The following is an 18,974-nucleotide window of genomic DNA, read 5'->3' as shown; positions in this document are numbered from 1 at the left end:
CATGAGCAATGTCTTTGATGATCGCCAGTGCACATTGGGCGAAGGCCCCATGTGGCACCCTGAGCGCCAACAGCTGTTCTGGTTCGATATTTTGAACAAGCAGCTGATGACCCGCGAAAACGGCACTCCGAAATTCTGGCAATTCGACGAATGTGTCTCTGCTGCCGGTTGGGTCAATCGCAACGAGCTCATGATCGCAAGCGCCAGCAAGCTGTTCCTGTTCGACCTCACGAGCGACACCTCGACGAAGCTTTGCGATTTCGAGGCAGACAACAAGGTAACGCGATCCAATGACGGCCGCGCCGATCCGAAGGGCGGCTTCTGGATCGGGACCATGGGCTACAATGCCGAACCGGGTGCCGGCTCGATCTACCGGTTCTACAAGGGTGAATTGCACAGGCTGTTCGGCGACATCACGATTTCCAACGCGATATGCTTTGCTCCCGATGGCCGTACCGCCTACTTCGCCGACACTGCAATGCAGAAGATCCAGAAAGTCTCCCTGGATGACGACGGTTGGCCGGTTGGCACGCCGGTGGTTTTTGCTGACCTCACTGGGGACGATCACAATCCCGACGGTGCCGTTGTCGACAGTGAAGGCTATCTCTGGAACGCTCAGTGGGGCGCCAATCGCGTTGCCCGTTACGCACCGGATGGCAGTTTCGTCGAAGAAATTCCGCTGCCCGCCAGCCAGATCTCCTGCCCTGCTTTTGGAGGCGCAGACATGCGAACCCTGTTTGCAACTTCTGCCGCCGAAGGCTTGAATGGCAAGGATGAGGGCAAGACGTATTTTGCCCAGACAAATGTGCTCGGTCAGGCGGAACACCGCGTAATTCTGTAGGTAGAAAATGAAACGTACTCTGGGCACATGTTACTATCCCGAACATTGGCCGGAAGAGATCTGGGAAGCCGACGCCCGCCACATGGCGGACGCCGGACTGACCTGGGTCCGTATTGGCGAATTTGCCTGGTCACGGCTTGAACCGTCACCAGGTGACCTTCGGTTCGAATGGCTGGACCGTGCGTTTGAAACTCTCGGCAAGGCAGGCCTGAAGGTCGTTCTGGGCACGCCGACGGCAACTCCGCCTCGCTGGATGATCGAAAAGCATCCTGACATGGTCGCAGTCGATGCAGACGGGAAACCGCGCAAGTTCGGCTCCCGGCGGCACTATTGCTTTTCCCATGAAGGCTATCGAAAGGAGAGTGACCGGATCGTTGATCTTCTGGCAAAGCGCTATGGAAAGAACCCCTACCTGGGCGCCTGGCAGACAGACAATGAATACGGTTGCCACGAAACGGCAATTTCCTATTCGGATGCCGCCGTAAGTGCATTCCGCGTATGGCTTAAGGAACGCTACGGCTCGATCGAGGAACTCAACCGATCCTGGGGCAACGTCTTCTGGTCAATGGAATATGCATCCTTTGACGAGATCGATCCGCCAAACCTGACCGTCACCGAACCGAACCCGTCTCATACTCTCGCCTTCCGCCGGTTTTCTTCGGATCAGGTGGCAAGCTACAACAAGCGTCAGGTCGAGATCATTCGCGCTCATTCGGACGCACCGACCAGCCACAATTACATGGGCCGGATCACCGAATTCGACCATTTCAAGGTTGGGGACGATCTTGATATCGCGACCTGGGACAGTTATCCGCTCGGCTTTCTGGAAGACCGTGTCGGTGCTGATGAAGAGCACCAGCGGGCCTTTGCCCGCCAGGGCGATCCGGACTTTCAGGCATTCCATCACGATCTTTACCGCGCCGTCGGCAAAGGGCGCTGGTGGGTCATGGAGCAGCAACCAGGTCCGGTGAACTGGGCACCGCACAATCCCGCCCCGCTGCCCGGCATGATGCGGCTTTGGGCCTGGGAAGCTTATGCCCATGGCGCGGAAGCCGTGTGTTACTTCCGCTGGCGGCAGGCCCCGTTTGCGCAGGAGCAGATGCATGCCGGCATGTTGCGCCCCGACAATGCCGATGCCCCTGCTCTCATCGAAGCCCGGCAGGTCGCCGAGGAACTGAGCCAGGCGCCGGACGTTTCGGCACCACAGGCACCCGTTGCCCTGATTTTCGACTATGACGCCGACTTTGCCTGGGCCACCCAACCGCATGGCAAGGGGCTCAACTACTTCCAGCTGGTCTTCAACACTTACAAGGCGCTTCGCAAACTGGGACTATCAGTCGACATTCTTCGTGCGCAAACGCGAGACTTTTCGGGTTACAGGATCGTTGCCGCACCCGGCATGATCTATATGCCGCAGGACCTGAAAAGCGCTTTGGCATGCGCCGACGCTGAGGTGGTTCTGGGTCCGCGCACCGCAGCACGCAATGCCGACATGGTCATTCCCGTGCCGCTGCCGCCGGACATGCCCGGTCTCGACGTGACCGTTTCCCGGGTCGAAAGCATGCGTTCCGACATGCCCATGGCACTGAAAGGCGGCGGCCACTTTGTTGGATATCGCGAGGAGCTTGAAGGTGCAGCAGAAGTGGTCATGGAATTGGCCGACGGCCAGCCTGCGATCATGCGATCGCAAAATCTCACCTATGTCGGCGGCTGGGGCGATGACGCGACTCTCACACAGGTTTTCTCGGGCCTATGCGACGAGGCCGGGATTGAAACCATGAAACTGCCTGAAGGCGTCCGCTGCCGCGACACAAACAGCATGCGCGTCTGGGTCAATTACGGCGCAGAACCAGCCGAGACCCCGGCGGGCCGGATCGAGGCTGCCGGGGTGCTGTTTGAGGAGCATTAAAGACGCTAGTTCAAAGTGAAAACTGCCACCAGAATATGTAAGGCTGCTACTAAATAGAAAAATGTTTGACATTGCTTACAACGCAAAACGATTAACACCGATACAGTGCTTTGCTTTGTCACCTGCCAGAAGGGTAAAACTTCTAAAGCAACGAAGTGTCTTTACCATGACAGTTGAACTATACTTTTTCTGCAATCAACTCGCTGTCTTCAATAATGCCAGGAGCACTTGAATTGGAACCTTCTGTTTTTATTAACGGCTCTCCAAATATTTCTTCGAATGTTGTTTTTACATCATCGTTTTTTCTAACATCAGCGAAAACTGGCCAATCCCTGAATTGCGAAGGGTCAATTTCGATTGTTTGGGGGCCGAGCCTGAGAAGTCTAACCACTTCATCTATTTCATTTTTAACTGCCGCCACACAAATCTGAAAATGATAGGATGTTGCGCTCCAGTCATTTGCACTGAGGACTTTTTTGCATTTTTCAAAGTCCCCTCCTAGCTTTAGTGCATTTGCAAAATTTACAATCATCATTCGCTTTACTAAGTCAGATGAGTGGCTCCTTTGCTTCACTCCAAATTCAAGGATTTTTTCAGCCAAGGGATATTGCTTAGCTGCAATCAAATTCATTCCGCACTCGTTTAGAACGAGATCAGCCACCCTCCGGTCTTTTGGTGAGAACTTCCGCCACATAGTGTGTATTAATTTATAACCAATTTCGGAAACAATCTCGATTGCTCTCTTAAAGTAAGCTAAGTCAACATCAAGCTTTTCTCCAACTCTCAGTCGGGTTGCTTGACCGTATTTTTCGCAGTTTTTCAAGTACTGCTCGGAGACCAATCCACCTGTATGAGTGAGTAAGTTTCTTCTTTCACATAATTCAACGAAATTAGGCCAAATATCGAGACCTTCACGTAATTTGATATTAAATTTTCGCTCCATCCAAAAGAATTGCTCATGGTGACTTTGTCTTACAATACTTTCAATTTCTTTTGAGGTGATGCTTTCTTTCGCTGCCTCAATACTGCCAAATCCTGTAAGTTCCGAAAATTTTATCTCTCGGTCGGACGTGAAAATTATCTCAGGTTTCTCCTGAAAAATTACCCTTAGCAAGTCTGAAAGAATAGCGTCGTAAGAACTAATGAGACCGATTGTCGAAATTTTTGGCAAATAAAGCGCTCCCTCGAGAACTGCTTTTTCATGAGTCAGGTGTTGAAGAACTTTATGAATTGTATGCATTGGAAGCGAATAAACTTCCTTATCTTCCGAGCAGAGATCGTGTACTTTTTCCCCTCTTTTACTCGCTATATTTTCGATATTTTGAGCTGCCATTAGAGATGAAATAGGTGGAGCCATGCGCACCGTAGCAACAACGGCGTCTCTATACATTGACATAGCTTGAGAAAATGCCTTTTCTACTTCCTTGAAATTCAGCGGATATGGGGCAGGAAGTTGCTCTTCGTCATTTACTGACGCTTCACTATCTATTTCTTCTTTTATGTCTTCGTATTTTTTGACAAACAGTCCATCGACAAAATCTTTTGTGATCTCTCCAGTCTTAATCTTATGAGATCTCAATACACCTGCTTCTCTGAGAAGTATAATGTGAAATTTTTCATTTTCCATATTAATGCCAAATTCTGCAATTCTGTTAAAACAAAATATAGCTAAAAATTTCTCACTGCAAAGTAGTGCATTTGAATATACACACCTGATATCGGCGCTAGTCCAAAGACTTCAATTTCGACGGTTACACCCGTTTACTCACACTAAATCGGAATATCGATTGATATAGCTTTGCTTCTTTAAAATCTTAATCTTGAAACCCCAAAACCAATTTACCGCAGCGAAGAACTCTCTGACCTTATATTATAATATACTATTTACTGGACAATACTCAAATAAACCACATGACGAAAAAATAATCGCAAAATCGCCACAATGAAAAACAAACAAACACATGCAATTAATACAGTGAAAATAGTTATCTATATAATTAAATTCAAAACAATATCTATAATTGCTACAAATTAGCCATATTATTTCTTAAATTACTACTCTCGACTTCATTTTAATTCAGTCTCATGGGGATTTGGAAATTTACAAGGTATTAGGCGCATACAAACCTTAAGCCGCATTGCCTTCAACAAGCTGCGTAATGATTGAGACGTAGTTGTCGACACCCTGCGCACCTGTGATCAGGTGACGGCGTTCGAAGACAACTGCAGGCACGCCTTGAATGCCGTTCTGAGTCCAGAACATTTCCTCCTGACGGACGGCGTCGGCATAACGGCCGTCTTCCAGCACATTCAAGGCCGAAGCGCGGTCAAGACCAGTGTTTTCGGCAATGTCCGCCAGAACAGCATTGTCGTTCAGGTCCTTGCGATCCCTGAAGTAGGCCTCGAACAGAGCCATCTTCATCTGATGCTCCAGCCCTTCCTGCGCGGCCCAATGAATCAACTGGTGAGCCTTGAAGGTGTTCACCATGCGCATGTCTTCGGTAAATCTGAAATCAATCCCAAGTCCCGAACCGATGTCAGTCAACCGGTCTCGCGCTTCCTGAGATTGCTCCGCGGACGAACCATATTTGCGCATGATGTGTTCACGAAGGTTTTCGCCTTCAGATGGCATATCCGGATTGAGCTCAAACGGGTGCCACTTGATGGCTGCAGATACGCCGGTCTGTTCAATCGCCTTTTCAAGCTGCTTGAACCCTACAATGCACCAGGGACAGACCACATCGGAAACGATATCAATTTGCAGCACCTCTTCCATGTCGAGGTCGGACATTTCAGTCATTTATCTTCTCTCTTTCCAACGAGACCCTAAAGGGTCGCGTCCCCCTTGGGTGGCGGGTTCCAGCCGCGTTCCGTGCGTTCGTGACGTTCATCGCCCCGGTCCACCCGCATGATTTCATAAAGCGTTTCCGAATGAGCGCGCATCGCATCAATATAGGAAGTGTCAACGCCGCCGTCGTTGTAGTTCTCTCTCAAATCATCCAGCATCGCGAGATCGTGATTGCGGAAATCCTTCGCCTTCGTTCTGGCCCGGAACGGATGCGCTCCAAGTTCGATGAGTGCCTGGCGTCCGAGTGACAAGGCACCCTCGAACACTTCCCGCTCTGCGAAATGCGCTCCGGCATTCTCAAGCTCGTAGACATGGTGCCGGTCGCGTGCCCGCGCAAGGATTTTCACCTTCGGATAGGTTTTTGCAACGTGCTCGACAACCATGGTCTGCTTGTCCCGATCGTCAATCGCCGCCACAAAGAGATCGGCGTCCTTCAAACCTGCACCATGAAGCAGGTCGGGACGAGTCGCATCACCGTAGAACGTTCGAATGCCAACGCGCGCCAGGTTGTCGATCGTCTGCGGATCGTGGTCCAGAATGACAACATCGTAACCACTGGTCATCAAAAGACGGGAGACAATCTGCCCGTAACGCCCCATCCCGGCGACCACCACCCTGCCACGGCTGTCGATCACATCCGGCGGGCGATCAGATTTGGCCGCAACACGCGGTGCCACCACCTTCTCGTAGAAAATGAACAGGGCCGGTGTCAGTAACATCGAAATCGCGACCACCAGCGTCATGACCTGCAGCAGATGCTGCTCCAGAACGCCTGCTCCCAAGGCAAAACCAAAGAGCACAAAGGCAAACTCACCGGCTTGTGCCAGTCCCAGAGAAAACAGCCAGCGATCCGGCCCCTCAAGCCTGAAAATGATCGCCAGTGCAAACAGAACCGCGAATTTGACCAACATGAGCCCAAGCGCCAGTCCAAAGATGGTAGCTGGTGCACCGAACAGCAGATCGAAGTCGATACCAGCGCCGACAGTCAGGAAGAACAGTCCGAGCAGCAGTCCCTTGAAAGGCTCGATATCACTCTCCAACTCATGACGATAATCGCTGTCAGATAGAACCACTCCTGCAAGGAAAGTCCCGAGAGCCGGAGACAGACCAACGAAATCCATCAGCAATGCAATGCCGATCACCAACAGCAATGCAGTTGCAGTAAAGATTTCACGCAAATGAGCTTCGGCGATGAAGCGAAACACGGGGCGGAGCAAATGCCGACCGGCAACAATGATGGCGGCAATGACCGCGAGAATGATCAGGGCCTGCACCCAACCCGGCAAAGCTGCAAGCGCCTCTCCACCGTGGGCGGCCGTCTCTCCATGCCCATCCGCGCCAGTGCCTTCATGGCCACCACCATGTCCTGTGGCCAGCAAGGGCAGGACCGCAAGCATCGGAATGACTGCAATATCCTGCGTAAGAAGCACCGAAAAAGAACTCTGACCGCCTTGTGTCTTCAGCCAGCCTTTCTCGTTCAGTGTTTGAAGGACGATCGCGGTGGATGACAAAGCCAGGATCATTCCTAGAGCAATCGCACTTTGCCAGGAAAGCCCAAAGACAAGCCCTGCACCGGCAAAGACCGACGTGGTTCCCACCACTTGCAGTCCACCGAGCCCGACAAGTTGCTGGCGCATTTTCCAGAGCATGGCCGGCTGCAATTCCAGGCCGACCAGAAACAGCATCATCACCACGCCGAACTCGGCGAAATGCTGCACCTCGGTGGTTTCGGATCCCACAATGCCCAGAATCGGACCGATCACAACACCTGCAATGAGATAGCCGAGAACCGAACCGAGCCCGAGGCGATTGGCGATCGGAACGGCAATTACGGCCGCGCAAAGATAAACAAAGGCGTCACTGAGCAATTCCATCAGACCGCCTCCCCTTTCAGGATGAAATCTTCCAGCACATCCGTCAGGAAGGCGGCTTTCGCAGCCCTTTTCAGATCGAATCTGTCGGCAACAAGCGCTTTCAGCAGATCGTCATAGCCATTGCGGTGCACATTCAGACGGTTCTCTTCCATCGCTCGCCCGGCGCCGAACATCACAAAGGGCGCCAAATAGCGCATTCCGCATAGATCTGCCGTCTTTTCGAAGGGTGCCAGCAGACTGCGGAGATCCGAGTGGTTCATGCCATCCTGTGAATAGGCGTTCGGCTTGGCGCCGGTCGAAACGGCATTCAGAAACGTTTTGCCTTCCAGCGCATGGCCGTTCAGGCCGTAGGCAAACCCATGCTCCAGAACCAGGTCCTGCCATTCCTTCATGAGTGCGGGCGCTGAGTACCAGAAGAGCGGGTGTTGGAAGATAATAACGTCATGGTCCCGAAGCCTTTGCTGCTCGGTGTCGATGTCGATATTGAAATCCGGATACTCGGCGTAAAGGTCGACAGCGGTCACGCCCTGAACCGTCTGCGCGGTTTTGAACAGCGGATAATTCACCTCCGACCGATCCGGTCTGGGGTGAGCAAAAAGAACCAGAACCTTAGCCAATTGAACCCCCGGACAAGCAGCATTGCGACTTTGGCACCGGATATCGGATCGGGTCATTCAACCTGACCGGCGACCGATGCCACTTGCTTCATTGCTTTATAGGGTCGGGGTCTGGCCTTCAAAAGGGGGGCGGCGGCAGGCCGGTCTGTTTCAGTTCATTGAACAATCGACCGATTGCCACCGTTTTTGCAAAGGATGCATGAGTTACAGATGAACCCGGCGCCCTTCTTCTCCGGCTTTGGCAATTGCATGGATAACCTGCTCGAAATGAAGCGCATCCCTGAATGATGGGGTCGCCTGCCTGTCTTCCACGATTGCGCGCAGAAACTCGTGTGCCTCGATCACCTTCAGGTCGTTGAACCCAAGCTGGTGACCGGCGGCCGGGACAAACTGGCCATATGGCGGGTGAGCCGGGCCGGTGAGCAGTGTCTTGAAGCCCTGTTCGGCCAAGGGACCGCGGTTCTGATAGAGGCGCAATTCGTTCATCCGCTCCTGATCGAAGGTGATCATGCCCTCTGTGCCGTGAACCTCGAAAGCAATATAGCTCTTGCGGCCCCAGGCACTGCGGGAGGTCGAGATGACGCCATGAACACCGTTTTCGAAGGTGAGCAATGCGGAGGCGATGTCTTCGTTTTCGACCGGACGATGTTCTTCGGTGCCGTCGCCCATCGGTCTGGTGACATGCACAGTCTTGGTTTCCGCGATCAGGCTGTCGATGGGTCCAACAAGGGCCGTGGCGAGCGACACCAGGTGACAGCCGAGATCTCCTAGAGTACCCAGGCCTGCATCCGCCTTTGTCGCACGCCAGGTCCATGCAAGATCGGGATCCGCCTGGTAGTCTTCATCAACAGCGCCTCTGAAATGTACGACACGGCCAATTGCTCCGTCCGCAATCAGCTTTTGCGCATGTTTGAATGCCGGATTGTGCAGGTAGTTGTAACCCACGATCGTCTTGGCACCGGTCGTTTCCGACAATTCCAGCATTGCCTTGGCGTCTTCCAGGGACAGAGCCATCGGCTTTTCAAGATGCACGTGCTTGCCGGCTTCGAGAGCCGCCATGGCCATTTCCTTATGCACCTTGTTCGGCGTCGTGATGCAGACAATGTCGACCTTGGGATCGGCAACGAGGTCCTTCCAGTTGCTTGTCCCGCGAGCGAACCCGAACTGGTCGGCAAACTTGTCCGCCTTGTCAGCCGGAACATCGCACAATACCTCAAGGCGGATATCGGGCACATTGCCGAAGACGGCTTTCACAGAGCCATAGGCCAATGCATGACACTTGCCCATGTAACCAGTACCGATAAGTCCAATGCCGAGACTGTTCATCGCCCGGTCCTCCAAAGTCGATCTCGATTTCGAGTATCTGTTGTGTTCACGCACCTATGCCCGAGGGGGAATTTGAGATCCTCCTCGATAGCAATTGGTGAAACTTGGTGTTTCAGTCGACGTGGCAAGGAGCGGTCAAATCCGCGCCCCGCACATCTGCCGACCTGCGGCTCAGATTTCGTCCATGCCCACGGCGCGGCGCTCGGCGACAGATTTCAGTGCAGCTTCCGCCAGCGCGAGCGCCTTCAGGCCGTCCTCGCCAGTGGGATGTGGTGCCATCTTGTTTTCAATCGCCTTCACGAAACTCGCGATCTCGGCGGCATAAGCTTCCGTGTACCGGGTCATGAAGAAGTCATGGAGCGGCGGCTTGATGTAACCTTCCGAGGTCGCAACTTCGATGGCGACCGGGCGTTGGTTTTCCGCTGCAACCGCGCCCTTGGACCCGTGCACCTCGATCCGCTGGTCGTAGCCGTAAGTGGCACGCCGTGAGTTGGAAATGGAGCACTGCTTGCCGGAAGCTGTCGTCAGCACAACCATTGCGCTGTCGTAATCGCCGAGCTTGCCGATTTCCGGATCGACCAGAACCGAAGCCGTTGCATAAACCGTGGTGACCTCCTCACCGAGCAGGAACCGGGCCATGTCGAAATCATGGATGGTCATGTCCCGGAAAATTCCACCAGACGACTGAATGTAAGACGGAGGCGGTGCGCCGGGATCACGCGAAGTGATCTGCACCATTTCGACATCGCCGATCCTGCCTTCGTCAATCGCTTCACGGACCGCCTGAAAATGCGGGTCGAACCGGCGATTGAAGCCGAGCATGAGGGTTCCACCGGTTTCTTCGACCGTTGCCAGGCAGGATTTGACCCGGTCCAGCGAAAGATCGATCGGCTTTTCACAGAAGACCGCCTTGCCCGCACGCACGAACTGCTCGATCAGATCTGCGTGGGTGTCTGTTGGAGTGCAGATGATGACTGCATCAATATCCTGTGCAGCTGCAATCTCATCAATTGTGCTGACGCGGGCACCGTAGGCATCGGCGAGCGAGCTGGCGGCTTCGGGAAAGGCGTCGGCAACCGCAACAAGTGTTGCACCTTCCGTCGCCGCAACTGCCTTGGCATGTACTTTACCGATACGTCCAGCGCCCAACAAAGCGACATTGACTGCCATTGTTTTTCCTTTCGGATGACCGAGGATCCGCACAGCCAAGACCGGCGGCTTGCTAATTTAGAATAAAAATTCCAAAATCACTTTCCACGGAATGTGTCAAGTCGGAAAAGAAGATCACAATGATTGAAGCCAAGCCAGATGCATCTGATGCACAAGCGACAGAAAGATCCGCCCCTGAAACGACAGAGGCCTTTTTCGAACGCCTCGGCGCCACGGCTGACCAACTCCCGAAGAGACTGAAGCAGTTTGCCGACTTCATCGCATCCAACCCTGACCGGGTTGCCGTGTCGACCGTTGCCGAGCTGGCCGAAGGCGCCAACGTGCAACCTTCCGCGGTCATGCGTTTCTGCCAGGAGATGGGTTTTTCCGGCTTCTCCCAAATGCAAAAACTCTTCCGCTCAGATTATTCGCAGAAATGGCCGGACTACGCCACCCGTCTGGCTAAACTAAGGGAACAGGGAGCCGAATCTCCGTCCGCTCTGCTGGCGGAATTCGTTGAAGCCGGCCGTTCCTCGCTTGAAAACCTGATGACAACGGTCGATCCAAAGGCCCTTCAAGAAGCTGTCGATGTGCTGGCACGCGCCGAAACCATTCACATGGTCGGTTTCCGCCGGGCATTTCCCGTGACCTCATATCTGGCCTATGCCTTTGAAAAAATGGATGTTCCGGCTGTCCTCCACTCCGGCATCGCCAATATCAACATGGAACATGTGATCCGGCCGAACGATGCGGTCATAGCTGTTACCTTCGCTCCCTACACCGAACTGACCCTGGATTTGACCACCAAGGCGCGTGCGATCGGGGCTGACATCGTCGCCATCACCGATGTGGTCACCAGCCCGCTGGCCCGCATCAAGGCCATTCAGCTTCTCGTGTCCGAATTCGACGTTGGTGACTTTCGCGCATTGTCCGCAAGTCTTTCTCTTGCAATAGCTTTGGCGGTTTCAGTCGGCACGCGGCGGAACCGGAATCTCTGATTTTGGAAAAAATCTGTTGCAAAAATTTCAAAATGGAATTTAAATTCCAAAATCAAGAAGCGTGGCTCAAGGCGCGCCGGTAATGAGTACTCCGAAGTGACAGACGTCGACTCCGGAGCCTGGGAGGTACAATGACTTTCGAAATTGTACGTCGCGGCAGAACTGTCGTGCTGCGAAAGGACGGCGCATGATCCGTCCCTTCTCAAGCTGCATCTTGATATCTGGGAACTTCCCCATTCACGAAACCGCAGGGCGCGTCGGGCCCTGTCGGCTGGGTGGGGTCGGGCCGTCCTGCGATGTGGACACGTCCGATCCCATCACGAAACGAGAAGCCCGGCTCCGCCGGTCTAATCAAACCTGAAACCACTCCTTCCGCTCATCCCCCTCCACTTCGATTGAATTGGCGAGGGACAAACGCACCAACGGAGACAATTAAAACTCCTGCAATCGCGGATCGGAAAGGGTAATGCAAATTCGGTTTTGTGCCGAAGTCTAAGCCGCAATCACGCGGTTCAATTTTTCTACCTGGGAGGTATGAAATGAAACATTTCATGAAAGGCGCGCTTGTAGCAGGCGCTCTAGCAGTTTCCGCACCGGCTCTCGCCGCAGACATCATCGTGGTGTCCCACGGCCAGGCCAACGATCCGTTCTGGTCCGTGGTCAAGAACGGCGTTGACAAGGCTGCCAAGGACACTGGCGCAAACGTCAGCTACCGCGCGCCGGAAACTTTCGACATGGTCGCGATGAGCCAGCTCATCGATGCTGCCGTGAACCAGGAGCCGGACGGACTGGTTGTCTCCATTCCGGACGCTGACGCACTCGGCCCGTCCATCGAACGCGCTGTTGCAGCCGGTATTCCGGTGATTTCCATGAACTCCGGTTCCGATGTTGCCGGCAAGCTTGGTGCCGAACTGCACGTCGGTCAGGACGAATTCACCGCTGGCAAGGCTGCTGGTGCAAAGCTCGCAGAAATGGGCGGCAAGACCGGGATCTGCGTCAACCAGGAAGTCGGCAACGTTGCTCTCGACCTGCGCTGTGCAGGTTTCGCTGAAGGTTTCGGCGGCAAGGTTGACGTTCTGCCGACGTCCAACGACCCGGCAGAAGTGGAAGCAAAGGTTCGCGCTGCTCTGGAATCCAATCCGGACATCGACACCATCATGGGTCTTGGTGCCTCCACGGTTGGTGAGCCTGCAGTCGCTGCAGTTGAAGCAACCGGTCGCTCCGGTGAAGTCAACGTTGCGACCTTTGACCTGTCTGCAAACTTCCTGCAGGCCGTCGTTGACGGAAAGGCCGCTTTTGCAATCGACCAGCAGCAGTTCCTGCAGGGTTACCTGCCGGTTGCCTTCCTGGCTCTGAACGCTGAATACGGCCTGATCCCGGGTGGCGACGTACCGTCTGGCCCGAACCTGATCACCAAGGACAAAGCCGGTCAGGTGATCGATTTGTCCGCTCAGGGCATCCGTTAATCCAGCTGAAAACTCGGGCGGCGGTTCTTCCGCCGCCCGCCACAATCAAGGGAGGCACCTTTGAGCGAGACAATCAGCCCAAGTGAGGACGAACGGTTAAAGTCGGAGTCCTTTGGCGCAAAAATCATGAAACGCCCGGAACTTGGGGCGATCGCAGGGGTTATTCTCGTCGTCATCTTCTTTCTGGCGACCGCTGACAGCTCAATGTTCACGCTTTCAGGCATCATGAATTTCATGACACCTGCCGCCCAGCTCGGCATCCTGGCCATCGGGGCTGCAATGCTCATGATCGGCGGGGAGTTCGACCTTTCCATCGGTTCCATGGTCGCGTTTTCAGGCCTGTTTTTTGCTGCCTGCACGGTAACCTGGGGTTTGCCGCTTGTACTGGCGATCCCGCTGACCTTCGTATTTGCCGGTATGGTAGGCGCAGTGAACGGCACCATCGTGATCCGTTCAGGCTTGCCTTCATTCATCGTGACGCTAGCCTTTCTGTTCATTCTTCGCGGCCTGTCCCTCGTTGGTCTGAAGCTTGCAACCGGCGGCTCGACGCAGCTGCGCGGCGTTCGCGAAGCCGTGGAAGGCGACTGGCTTGCTCCGTTCTTTTCGGGCGATGCCTTTACCGGCCTGTTTTCCTGGTTCGCGTCTCAGGGTCTTATCGACACCTTCAAGAGCGGCACCCCGAAAGTGCCGGGTATTCCGGTTGAAATCATCTGGTTCATCATCATCGCGCTGCTGGCAACCTACGTCCTGCTGCGCACGCCTGTCGGTAACTGGATCTTTGCCGCCGGCGGCGACAAGAATGCAGCCTCCAACTCCGGTGTTCCGGTCAACCGGGTCAAGATTTCCCTCTTCATGCTGACGGCTTGCTGTGCCGCTCTGGTTGCCATCATCACCGTGATGGATGCCGGATCGACTGATGCCCGCCGCGGTTTCCAGAAGGAATTCGAGGCCATTATCGCAGCTGTTATCGGCGGCTGCCTGCTTACCGGTGGATACGGTTCGGCAATCGGTGCCTTCTTCGGCTCGATCATCTTCGGCATGGTGGTTATCGGACTGACCTACACGAACTTTGACCAGGACTGGTTCCAGGTGTTCCTGGGCGCAATGCTGCTCATCGCCGTGTTGTTCAACAACGCTATCCGCAAACGTGTGACCGGGGAGCGCTGATCATGTCTGAACCAATCATCCATATGGACAAGATCGAAAAGCACTTCGGCAACATCATCGCGCTTGCCGGCGTCAGCTTCGATGTCTTTCCCGGAGAATGCCACTGCCTGCTGGGCGACAACGGTGCGGGCAAATCCACCTTCATCAAGACAATGTCCGGCGTCCATCAGCCGACATCCGGACAGATGTTTATCGAAGGCAAGCCTGTCACCTTCCACAGTCCCCGCGACGCGATGGAAGCCGGAGTTGCAACGGTTTACCAGGACCTGGCGATGATCCCGCTGATGTCGGTGACACGGAACTTCTTCATGGGCCGCGAGCCGACCAAAGGCAGAGGCATCCTGAAGCGTTTCGACACCAGCACCGCCAATGAGGTCACCATGACCGAAATGGCCAAGATGGGTATTCGCCTGCGCTCACCCGACCAGGCTGTGGGAACATTGTCGGGCGGTGAGCGCCAGACCGTTGCCATTTCCCGGGCGGTCTATTTCGGCGCCAAGGTTCTCATCCTCGACGAGCCGACATCTGCTCTCGGTGTCCGTCAGACATCCAACGTTCTGGCGACCATCGACAAGGTGCGCAAGAAAGGGATTGGAGTTGTCTTCATCACTCACAACGTACGCCACGCCATGGCGGTGGGTGACCGGTTCACTGTTTTGAACCGTGGCAAGACTCTCGGCACCGCAGCTCGAGGCGATATCCAGGCAGAGGAGCTTCAGGACCTGATGGCAGGTGGTCAGGAACTCGCTGAACTGGAAGGCTCCCTGGGCGGCACAATCTAAGACGCCCTATCAGAAGACGGAATAAAGTCGTGAAAAATCTCGATGTCATCACCATCGGCCGATCGTCGGTCGATCTTTACGGCGCACAGGTGGGTGGCCGCCTGGAGGACATGGCGTCCTTCAACAAGTATATTGGCGGTTCCCCAACCAACATGGCAACCGGAACAGCCCGGCTGGGGCTGAAATCCGGACTGATCACCCGCGTCGGTGATGAACATATGGGACGCTTTATCCGTGAAGAACTGGAACGGCACGGCGTGGACACACGCGGTGTCGTTACCGACCAAGAACGGCTGACTGCCCTGGTTCTGCTCGGCATCCGGGACCAGGAGCAGTTTCCGCTCATTTTCTACCGTGAAAACTGCGCAGACATGGCTCTGTGCGAAGACGATATCGATCCCGACTTCATCGCTTCGGCAAAAGCCGTCGTGGCAACAGGAACCCACCTGAGCCACCCGCAGACCGAAGCCGCAGTTCTGAAAGCACTGAAACTGGCACGCGAAAGCGGCGGTCAGACCGCTCTCGACATCGACTACCGCCCCAACCTGTGGGGCCTCTCCGGCCATGGCGACGGCGAAAACCGTTTCATTGCCTCCGACAAGGTCACGGCAAAACTGCAATCCACCTTGCACCTGTTCGACCTGATTGTCGGAACCGAAGAAGAATTTCACATTGCCGGCGGCACCACGGACACCGTGCAGGCACTGAAGAATGTGCGCAAGGTTTCCGGCGCAACGCTTGTCTGCAAGCGCGGCCCGATGGGTGCCACAGCCTTTGAAGGCCAGATCCCGGACAGTCTGGATGACGGCGTTTCCGGTCCAGGATTCCCGATTGAAGTTTTCAACGTGCTGGGGGCTGGCGACGGCTTCATGTCCGGTCTCCTGACAGGCTGGATCCGCGGTGAAGACTGGGTCACCAGCCTGACCTACGCCAATGCCTGCGGCGCCTTTGCCGTTTCCCGTCACGGCTGCACACCCGCTTACCCGAGCTGGGACGAGCTTCAGTTCTTCCTGAAGCGCGGCGTCAAGACCAAGGCCCTGCGCAAGGACCCGGAGCTGGAGCAGATCCACTGGACCACCAACAGGCACACCTCGCATGGTGGCGACTGGTCGACAATGCGCGTCTTCGCCTTCGATCATCGTATCCAGCTGGAACAGATGGCGGACGACGCCGGCGCTTCTCATGACAAGATCGGCGATTTCAAGAACCTTTGCCTCGACGCCGCCAACAACGTTGCAAACGGCCAGTCGGGCTACGGCATCCTGTGCGACAGCCGGCTTGGGCGCGACGCCCTTTACCGGGCCGCCGGATCCGGACTTTGGATCGGTCATCCCGTGGAGTGGCCAGCCTCCCGGCCACTAACCCTTGAACCCGAGATCGGTCCGGATTTCGGCGGCCTGGCCGAGTGGCCGGTCGAACATGTCGTCAAGGTCCTATGCTTCTACCACCCGGACGACACCGAAGAGATGAGGGCTGAGCAGGAAGATGTCCTCAAACGCCTCTTCGCCGCTTGCCGTCGCAACAATTTGGAAATGTTGCTGGAAGTGATCCCGTCAAAGGTCGGCCCTGTTGACGACGACACGACCGCAATCATCATCCGCCGCATGTATGAAATCGGCGTCTATCCGGACTGGTGGAAGCTGGAACCACTGACGACGCAGGAAGCCTGGTCGAAGGCCTGTGCGGCGATCACCGAAAACGACCCGAACACACGGGGCATCGTGATCCTTGGGCTCGACGCGCCGGAAGACCAGCTCGCCGCAAGCTTTGCCGAGGCGGCCAGTTTCGACCTCGTCAAGGGCTTCGCAGTTGGCCGGACGATTTTTGCGGATGCCGCGCGCAAATGGCTTGCAGGCAATCTGACAAATGACGAAGCTGTCGCCGACATGACCAACCGCTTTGAGCGCCTGTGCCGGATTTGGGACGACGCCCGCGTCAAGGCGCAATCTTCAGAACGTCAAGGAATTTCTGCATGAGCACGATCCGCTTAACCGCCGCTCAGGCGATGGTCCGCTATCTCTCCGCGCAGCTGACGGAAGACGGTGAACGGTTCATCGACGGCGTCTGGGCGATTTTCGGTCACGGCAACGTGGCAGGTCTGGGTGAAGCCCTTGAACACGCGGGCAATGCTCTTCCGACCTGGCGCGGTCAGAACGAACAGACCATGGCTCACACGGCAATCGCGTATGCCAAGGCCAACAAGCGCACACGTGCCATGGCGGTGACGTCGTCCATCGGTCCTGGCGCAACCAACCTGGTCACTGCGGCAGCTCTCGCTCACGTCAACCGTTTGCCGGTGCTGCTCATCCCCGGCGATGTCTTTGCAAACCGCGCCCCGGACCCCGTGTTGCAGCAGGTTGAGGATTTCGACGACGGCACCGTATCCGCCAACGACTGTTTCCGACCGGTTTCACGTTACTTCGACCGGATCAGCCGGCCGGAGCACCTGCTGACCGCCCTTCCCCGCGCATTCAGGGTCATGACTGATCCGGCCAATTGCGGCCCCGTCACCCTGTCCTTCTGCCAGGATACCCAGGCCGAGGCATTCGATTACCCGGAGAGCTTTTTCGAGCCGACTGTCTGGCGTATCCGTCGTCCGGAACCGGACACTCGCGATGTTGCCGACGTTGCTGCCTTGATCAAGGAAGCAAAGAACCCGGTGATTGTGTGCGGTGGTGGTGTGATTTACTCCCAGGCGGAAGAAGCACTCGGCGACTTCGCAACCCGCCATGGCATTCCGGTGATTGAAACTCAGGCCGGCAAGTCCGCTCTGGCCCAGTCCCATCCCATGAACTTCGGTGCTGCCGGTGTCGATGGTGCTGAATCCGCCAACGTGGTTGCCGAAGGCGCTGATCTCGTGATCGGTGTCGGAACCCGTTTCCAGGATTTCACAACCGGGTCCTGGGCTTTGTTCAAGCAGCCGCAGCGCAAGCTCGTCTCCATCAATGTGCAGGGCTACGATGCCGGCAAACACGGTGCGGTCGGCGTCGTTGGCGATGCCAAGGCCTCGCTGGAAAAGATCTCCGCAGCCCTTGGCGATCACAAGGCCGGCGCTTTCGATCCGCAGTCCCGTCTTGACTGGCTTGCAAAGGTTGACGCGCACTGCAGTGCCCGCGCCGACACGCCTGAAGGTTATCTGCCACTCGACGCGGAGGTTATCGGGGCCGTGCAGCGGACTTCGACCGACAAAACCATCGCCATGTGCGCAGCAGGAACCATGCCAGGTGCGCTGAAGCTCCTTTGGCAGGCTCCGCAAGGCGGCTATCACATGGAATATGGCTATTCCTGCATGGGCTACGAGATTGCCGGCGCAATGGGCATCAAGCTGGCACAGCCGGAGCGTGATGTCGTCTGTTTCGTCGGCGACGGTTCCTACATGATGGCCAATTCCGAACTTGCCACTGCCGTCATGCGCCGCGTTCCTTTCACAGTCGTCCTGACCGACAACCGTGGTTATGGCTGTATCAACCGCCTACAAATGGGCTGTGGCGGTGAGCAGTTCAACAACCTCTACAAGGACTGCAACGTTGTGGAGCAGCCCGACCTGGACTTCGTCGCGCACGCGGCTTCCATGGGCGCTCACGCCGTCAAGGCCAAGGACATTGCGGATCTGGAGGCCCAGATCCTGGAAGCGCGGGACAGGTCGATCCCGACGGTTATCGTCATCGACACCGATCCGATGCATGGACCGGGCGAAAACGGTGGTGGACACTGGTGGGACGTTGCCGTGCCTGAAGTCTCTGATCGAAAAGGAGTCAATCAGGCGCGCGAGAACTACATGGAAGCCTTGAAACATCAACGCCTGGCGAACTGAGTTTGAGTAATCCAACCGGGGCAAACAAGCCTCTCCCGCCGGGAGAGGCCGGAGCCCGGCTCTTGTTGAGGGACGAACCATTCTCGCACTAACCCGAATGGGCATCCCACAAACGACACCCTGCCGCGAGGCAGGAACCAAATAGACAACGAATTGAACGTTCATTGGAAACGTTACAGGACA

Annotated in this window: 14 protein-coding genes; 8 read left to right on the top strand and 6 right to left on the bottom strand. The window is 55.6% G+C overall.

The genetic code is table 11. The features are described from left to right. Window position 1 precedes the first annotated feature (1 nt). Together ABLO27_RS21545 and ABLO27_RS21540 are read left to right on the top strand one after the other, a co-directional pair. The gene (locus ABLO27_RS21545) at window positions 2-841 is read left to right on the top strand and encodes an SMP-30/gluconolactonase/LRE family protein (RefSeq protein WP_353035593.1); all 840 of its coding nucleotides are present in this window, start codon (window positions 2-4) and stop codon (window positions 839-841) included. 7 nt (window positions 842-848) lie between these two features. Continuing rightward, entirely contained in the window at window positions 849-2,750 is a 1,902-nt protein-coding gene (locus ABLO27_RS21540; protein ID WP_353035591.1) for a beta-galactosidase, read from the top strand. Window positions 2,751-2,928: 178 nt separating this feature from the next. On the opposite strand, the gene ABLO27_RS21535 is transcribed toward ABLO27_RS21540, so the two are convergent. The 6 genes from ABLO27_RS21535 to iolG form a co-directional block, all read right to left on the bottom strand. After that, window positions 2,929-4,377 (bottom strand): hypothetical protein, encoded by a 1,449-nt coding sequence (locus ABLO27_RS21535; RefSeq protein ID WP_353035589.1) that lies wholly within the window; start codon window positions 4,375-4,377, stop codon window positions 2,929-2,931. A 501-nt stretch (window positions 4,378-4,878) separates the two neighbouring features. Continuing rightward, window positions 4,879-5,550, bottom strand: coding sequence for a DsbA family oxidoreductase (locus ABLO27_RS21530; RefSeq protein ID WP_353035587.1), 672 nt, complete (start codon window positions 5,548-5,550; stop codon window positions 4,879-4,881). 26 nt (window positions 5,551-5,576) lie between these two features. Beyond that, a complete protein-coding gene (locus tag ABLO27_RS21525) occupies window positions 5,577-7,472 on the bottom strand; it encodes a monovalent cation:proton antiporter-2 (CPA2) family protein (protein ID WP_353035585.1) in 1,896 nt (631 codons plus the stop codon). After that, window positions 7,472-8,089 (bottom strand): NAD(P)H-dependent oxidoreductase, encoded by a 618-nt coding sequence (locus ABLO27_RS21520; protein WP_353035583.1) that lies wholly within the window; start codon window positions 8,087-8,089, stop codon window positions 7,472-7,474. The genes ABLO27_RS21525 and ABLO27_RS21520 overlap by 1 nt, the downstream gene beginning before the upstream one ends. 204 nt (window positions 8,090-8,293) lie before the next feature. After that, window positions 8,294-9,415, bottom strand: a complete 1,122-nt coding sequence (locus ABLO27_RS21515) for a Gfo/Idh/MocA family protein (protein WP_353035581.1) — start codon at window positions 9,413-9,415, stop codon at window positions 8,294-8,296. A 171-nt stretch (window positions 9,416-9,586) separates the two neighbouring features. Then, on the bottom strand, window positions 9,587-10,585 hold the full coding sequence (gene iolG, locus ABLO27_RS21510; RefSeq protein ID WP_353035579.1) for an inositol 2-dehydrogenase: 999 nt from the start codon (window positions 10,583-10,585) through the stop codon (window positions 9,587-9,589). Window positions 10,586-10,704: 119 nt separating this feature from the next. On the opposite strand from iolG, the gene ABLO27_RS21505 reads away from it, so the two are divergent. From ABLO27_RS21505 to iolD, 6 genes are all read left to right on the top strand, one after another. Beyond that, a complete protein-coding gene (locus ABLO27_RS21505) occupies window positions 10,705-11,562 on the top strand; it encodes a MurR/RpiR family transcriptional regulator (RefSeq protein ID WP_353035577.1) in 858 nt (285 codons plus the stop codon). Between the two features lie 539 nt (window positions 11,563-12,101). After that, the gene (locus tag ABLO27_RS21500) at window positions 12,102-13,028 is read left to right on the top strand and encodes a sugar ABC transporter substrate-binding protein (protein WP_353035575.1); all 927 of its coding nucleotides are present in this window, start codon (window positions 12,102-12,104) and stop codon (window positions 13,026-13,028) included. Between the two features lie 60 nt (window positions 13,029-13,088). Further along, window positions 13,089-14,195 (top strand): ABC transporter permease, encoded by a 1,107-nt coding sequence (locus tag ABLO27_RS21495; protein ID WP_353035573.1) that lies wholly within the window; start codon window positions 13,089-13,091, stop codon window positions 14,193-14,195. Between the two features lie 2 nt (window positions 14,196-14,197). Next, the gene (locus tag ABLO27_RS21490) at window positions 14,198-14,977 is read left to right on the top strand and encodes an ATP-binding cassette domain-containing protein (RefSeq protein WP_353035571.1); all 780 of its coding nucleotides are present in this window, start codon (window positions 14,198-14,200) and stop codon (window positions 14,975-14,977) included. A gap of 29 nt (window positions 14,978-15,006) precedes the next feature. Further along, a complete protein-coding gene (locus ABLO27_RS21485; protein WP_353035569.1) occupies window positions 15,007-16,953 on the top strand; it encodes a bifunctional 5-dehydro-2-deoxygluconokinase/5-dehydro-2-deoxyphosphogluconate aldolase in 1,947 nt (648 codons plus the stop codon). Continuing rightward, complete coding sequence (iolD, locus tag ABLO27_RS21480) at window positions 16,950-18,791, top strand: 3D-(3,5/4)-trihydroxycyclohexane-1,2-dione acylhydrolase (decyclizing) (RefSeq protein WP_353035567.1); 1,842 nt, start codon at window positions 16,950-16,952, stop codon at window positions 18,789-18,791. The genes ABLO27_RS21485 and iolD overlap by 4 nt, the downstream gene beginning before the upstream one ends. The last annotated feature ends 183 nt before the right edge of the window (window positions 18,792-18,974 follow it).

The organism is Roseibium sp. SCP15, from assembly GCF_040329435.1.
In the GTDB taxonomy this organism is placed as follows: Bacteria; Pseudomonadota; Alphaproteobacteria; order Rhizobiales; family Stappiaceae; genus Roseibium.
This window is presented reverse-complemented; position numbering and strand designations above follow the sequence as displayed.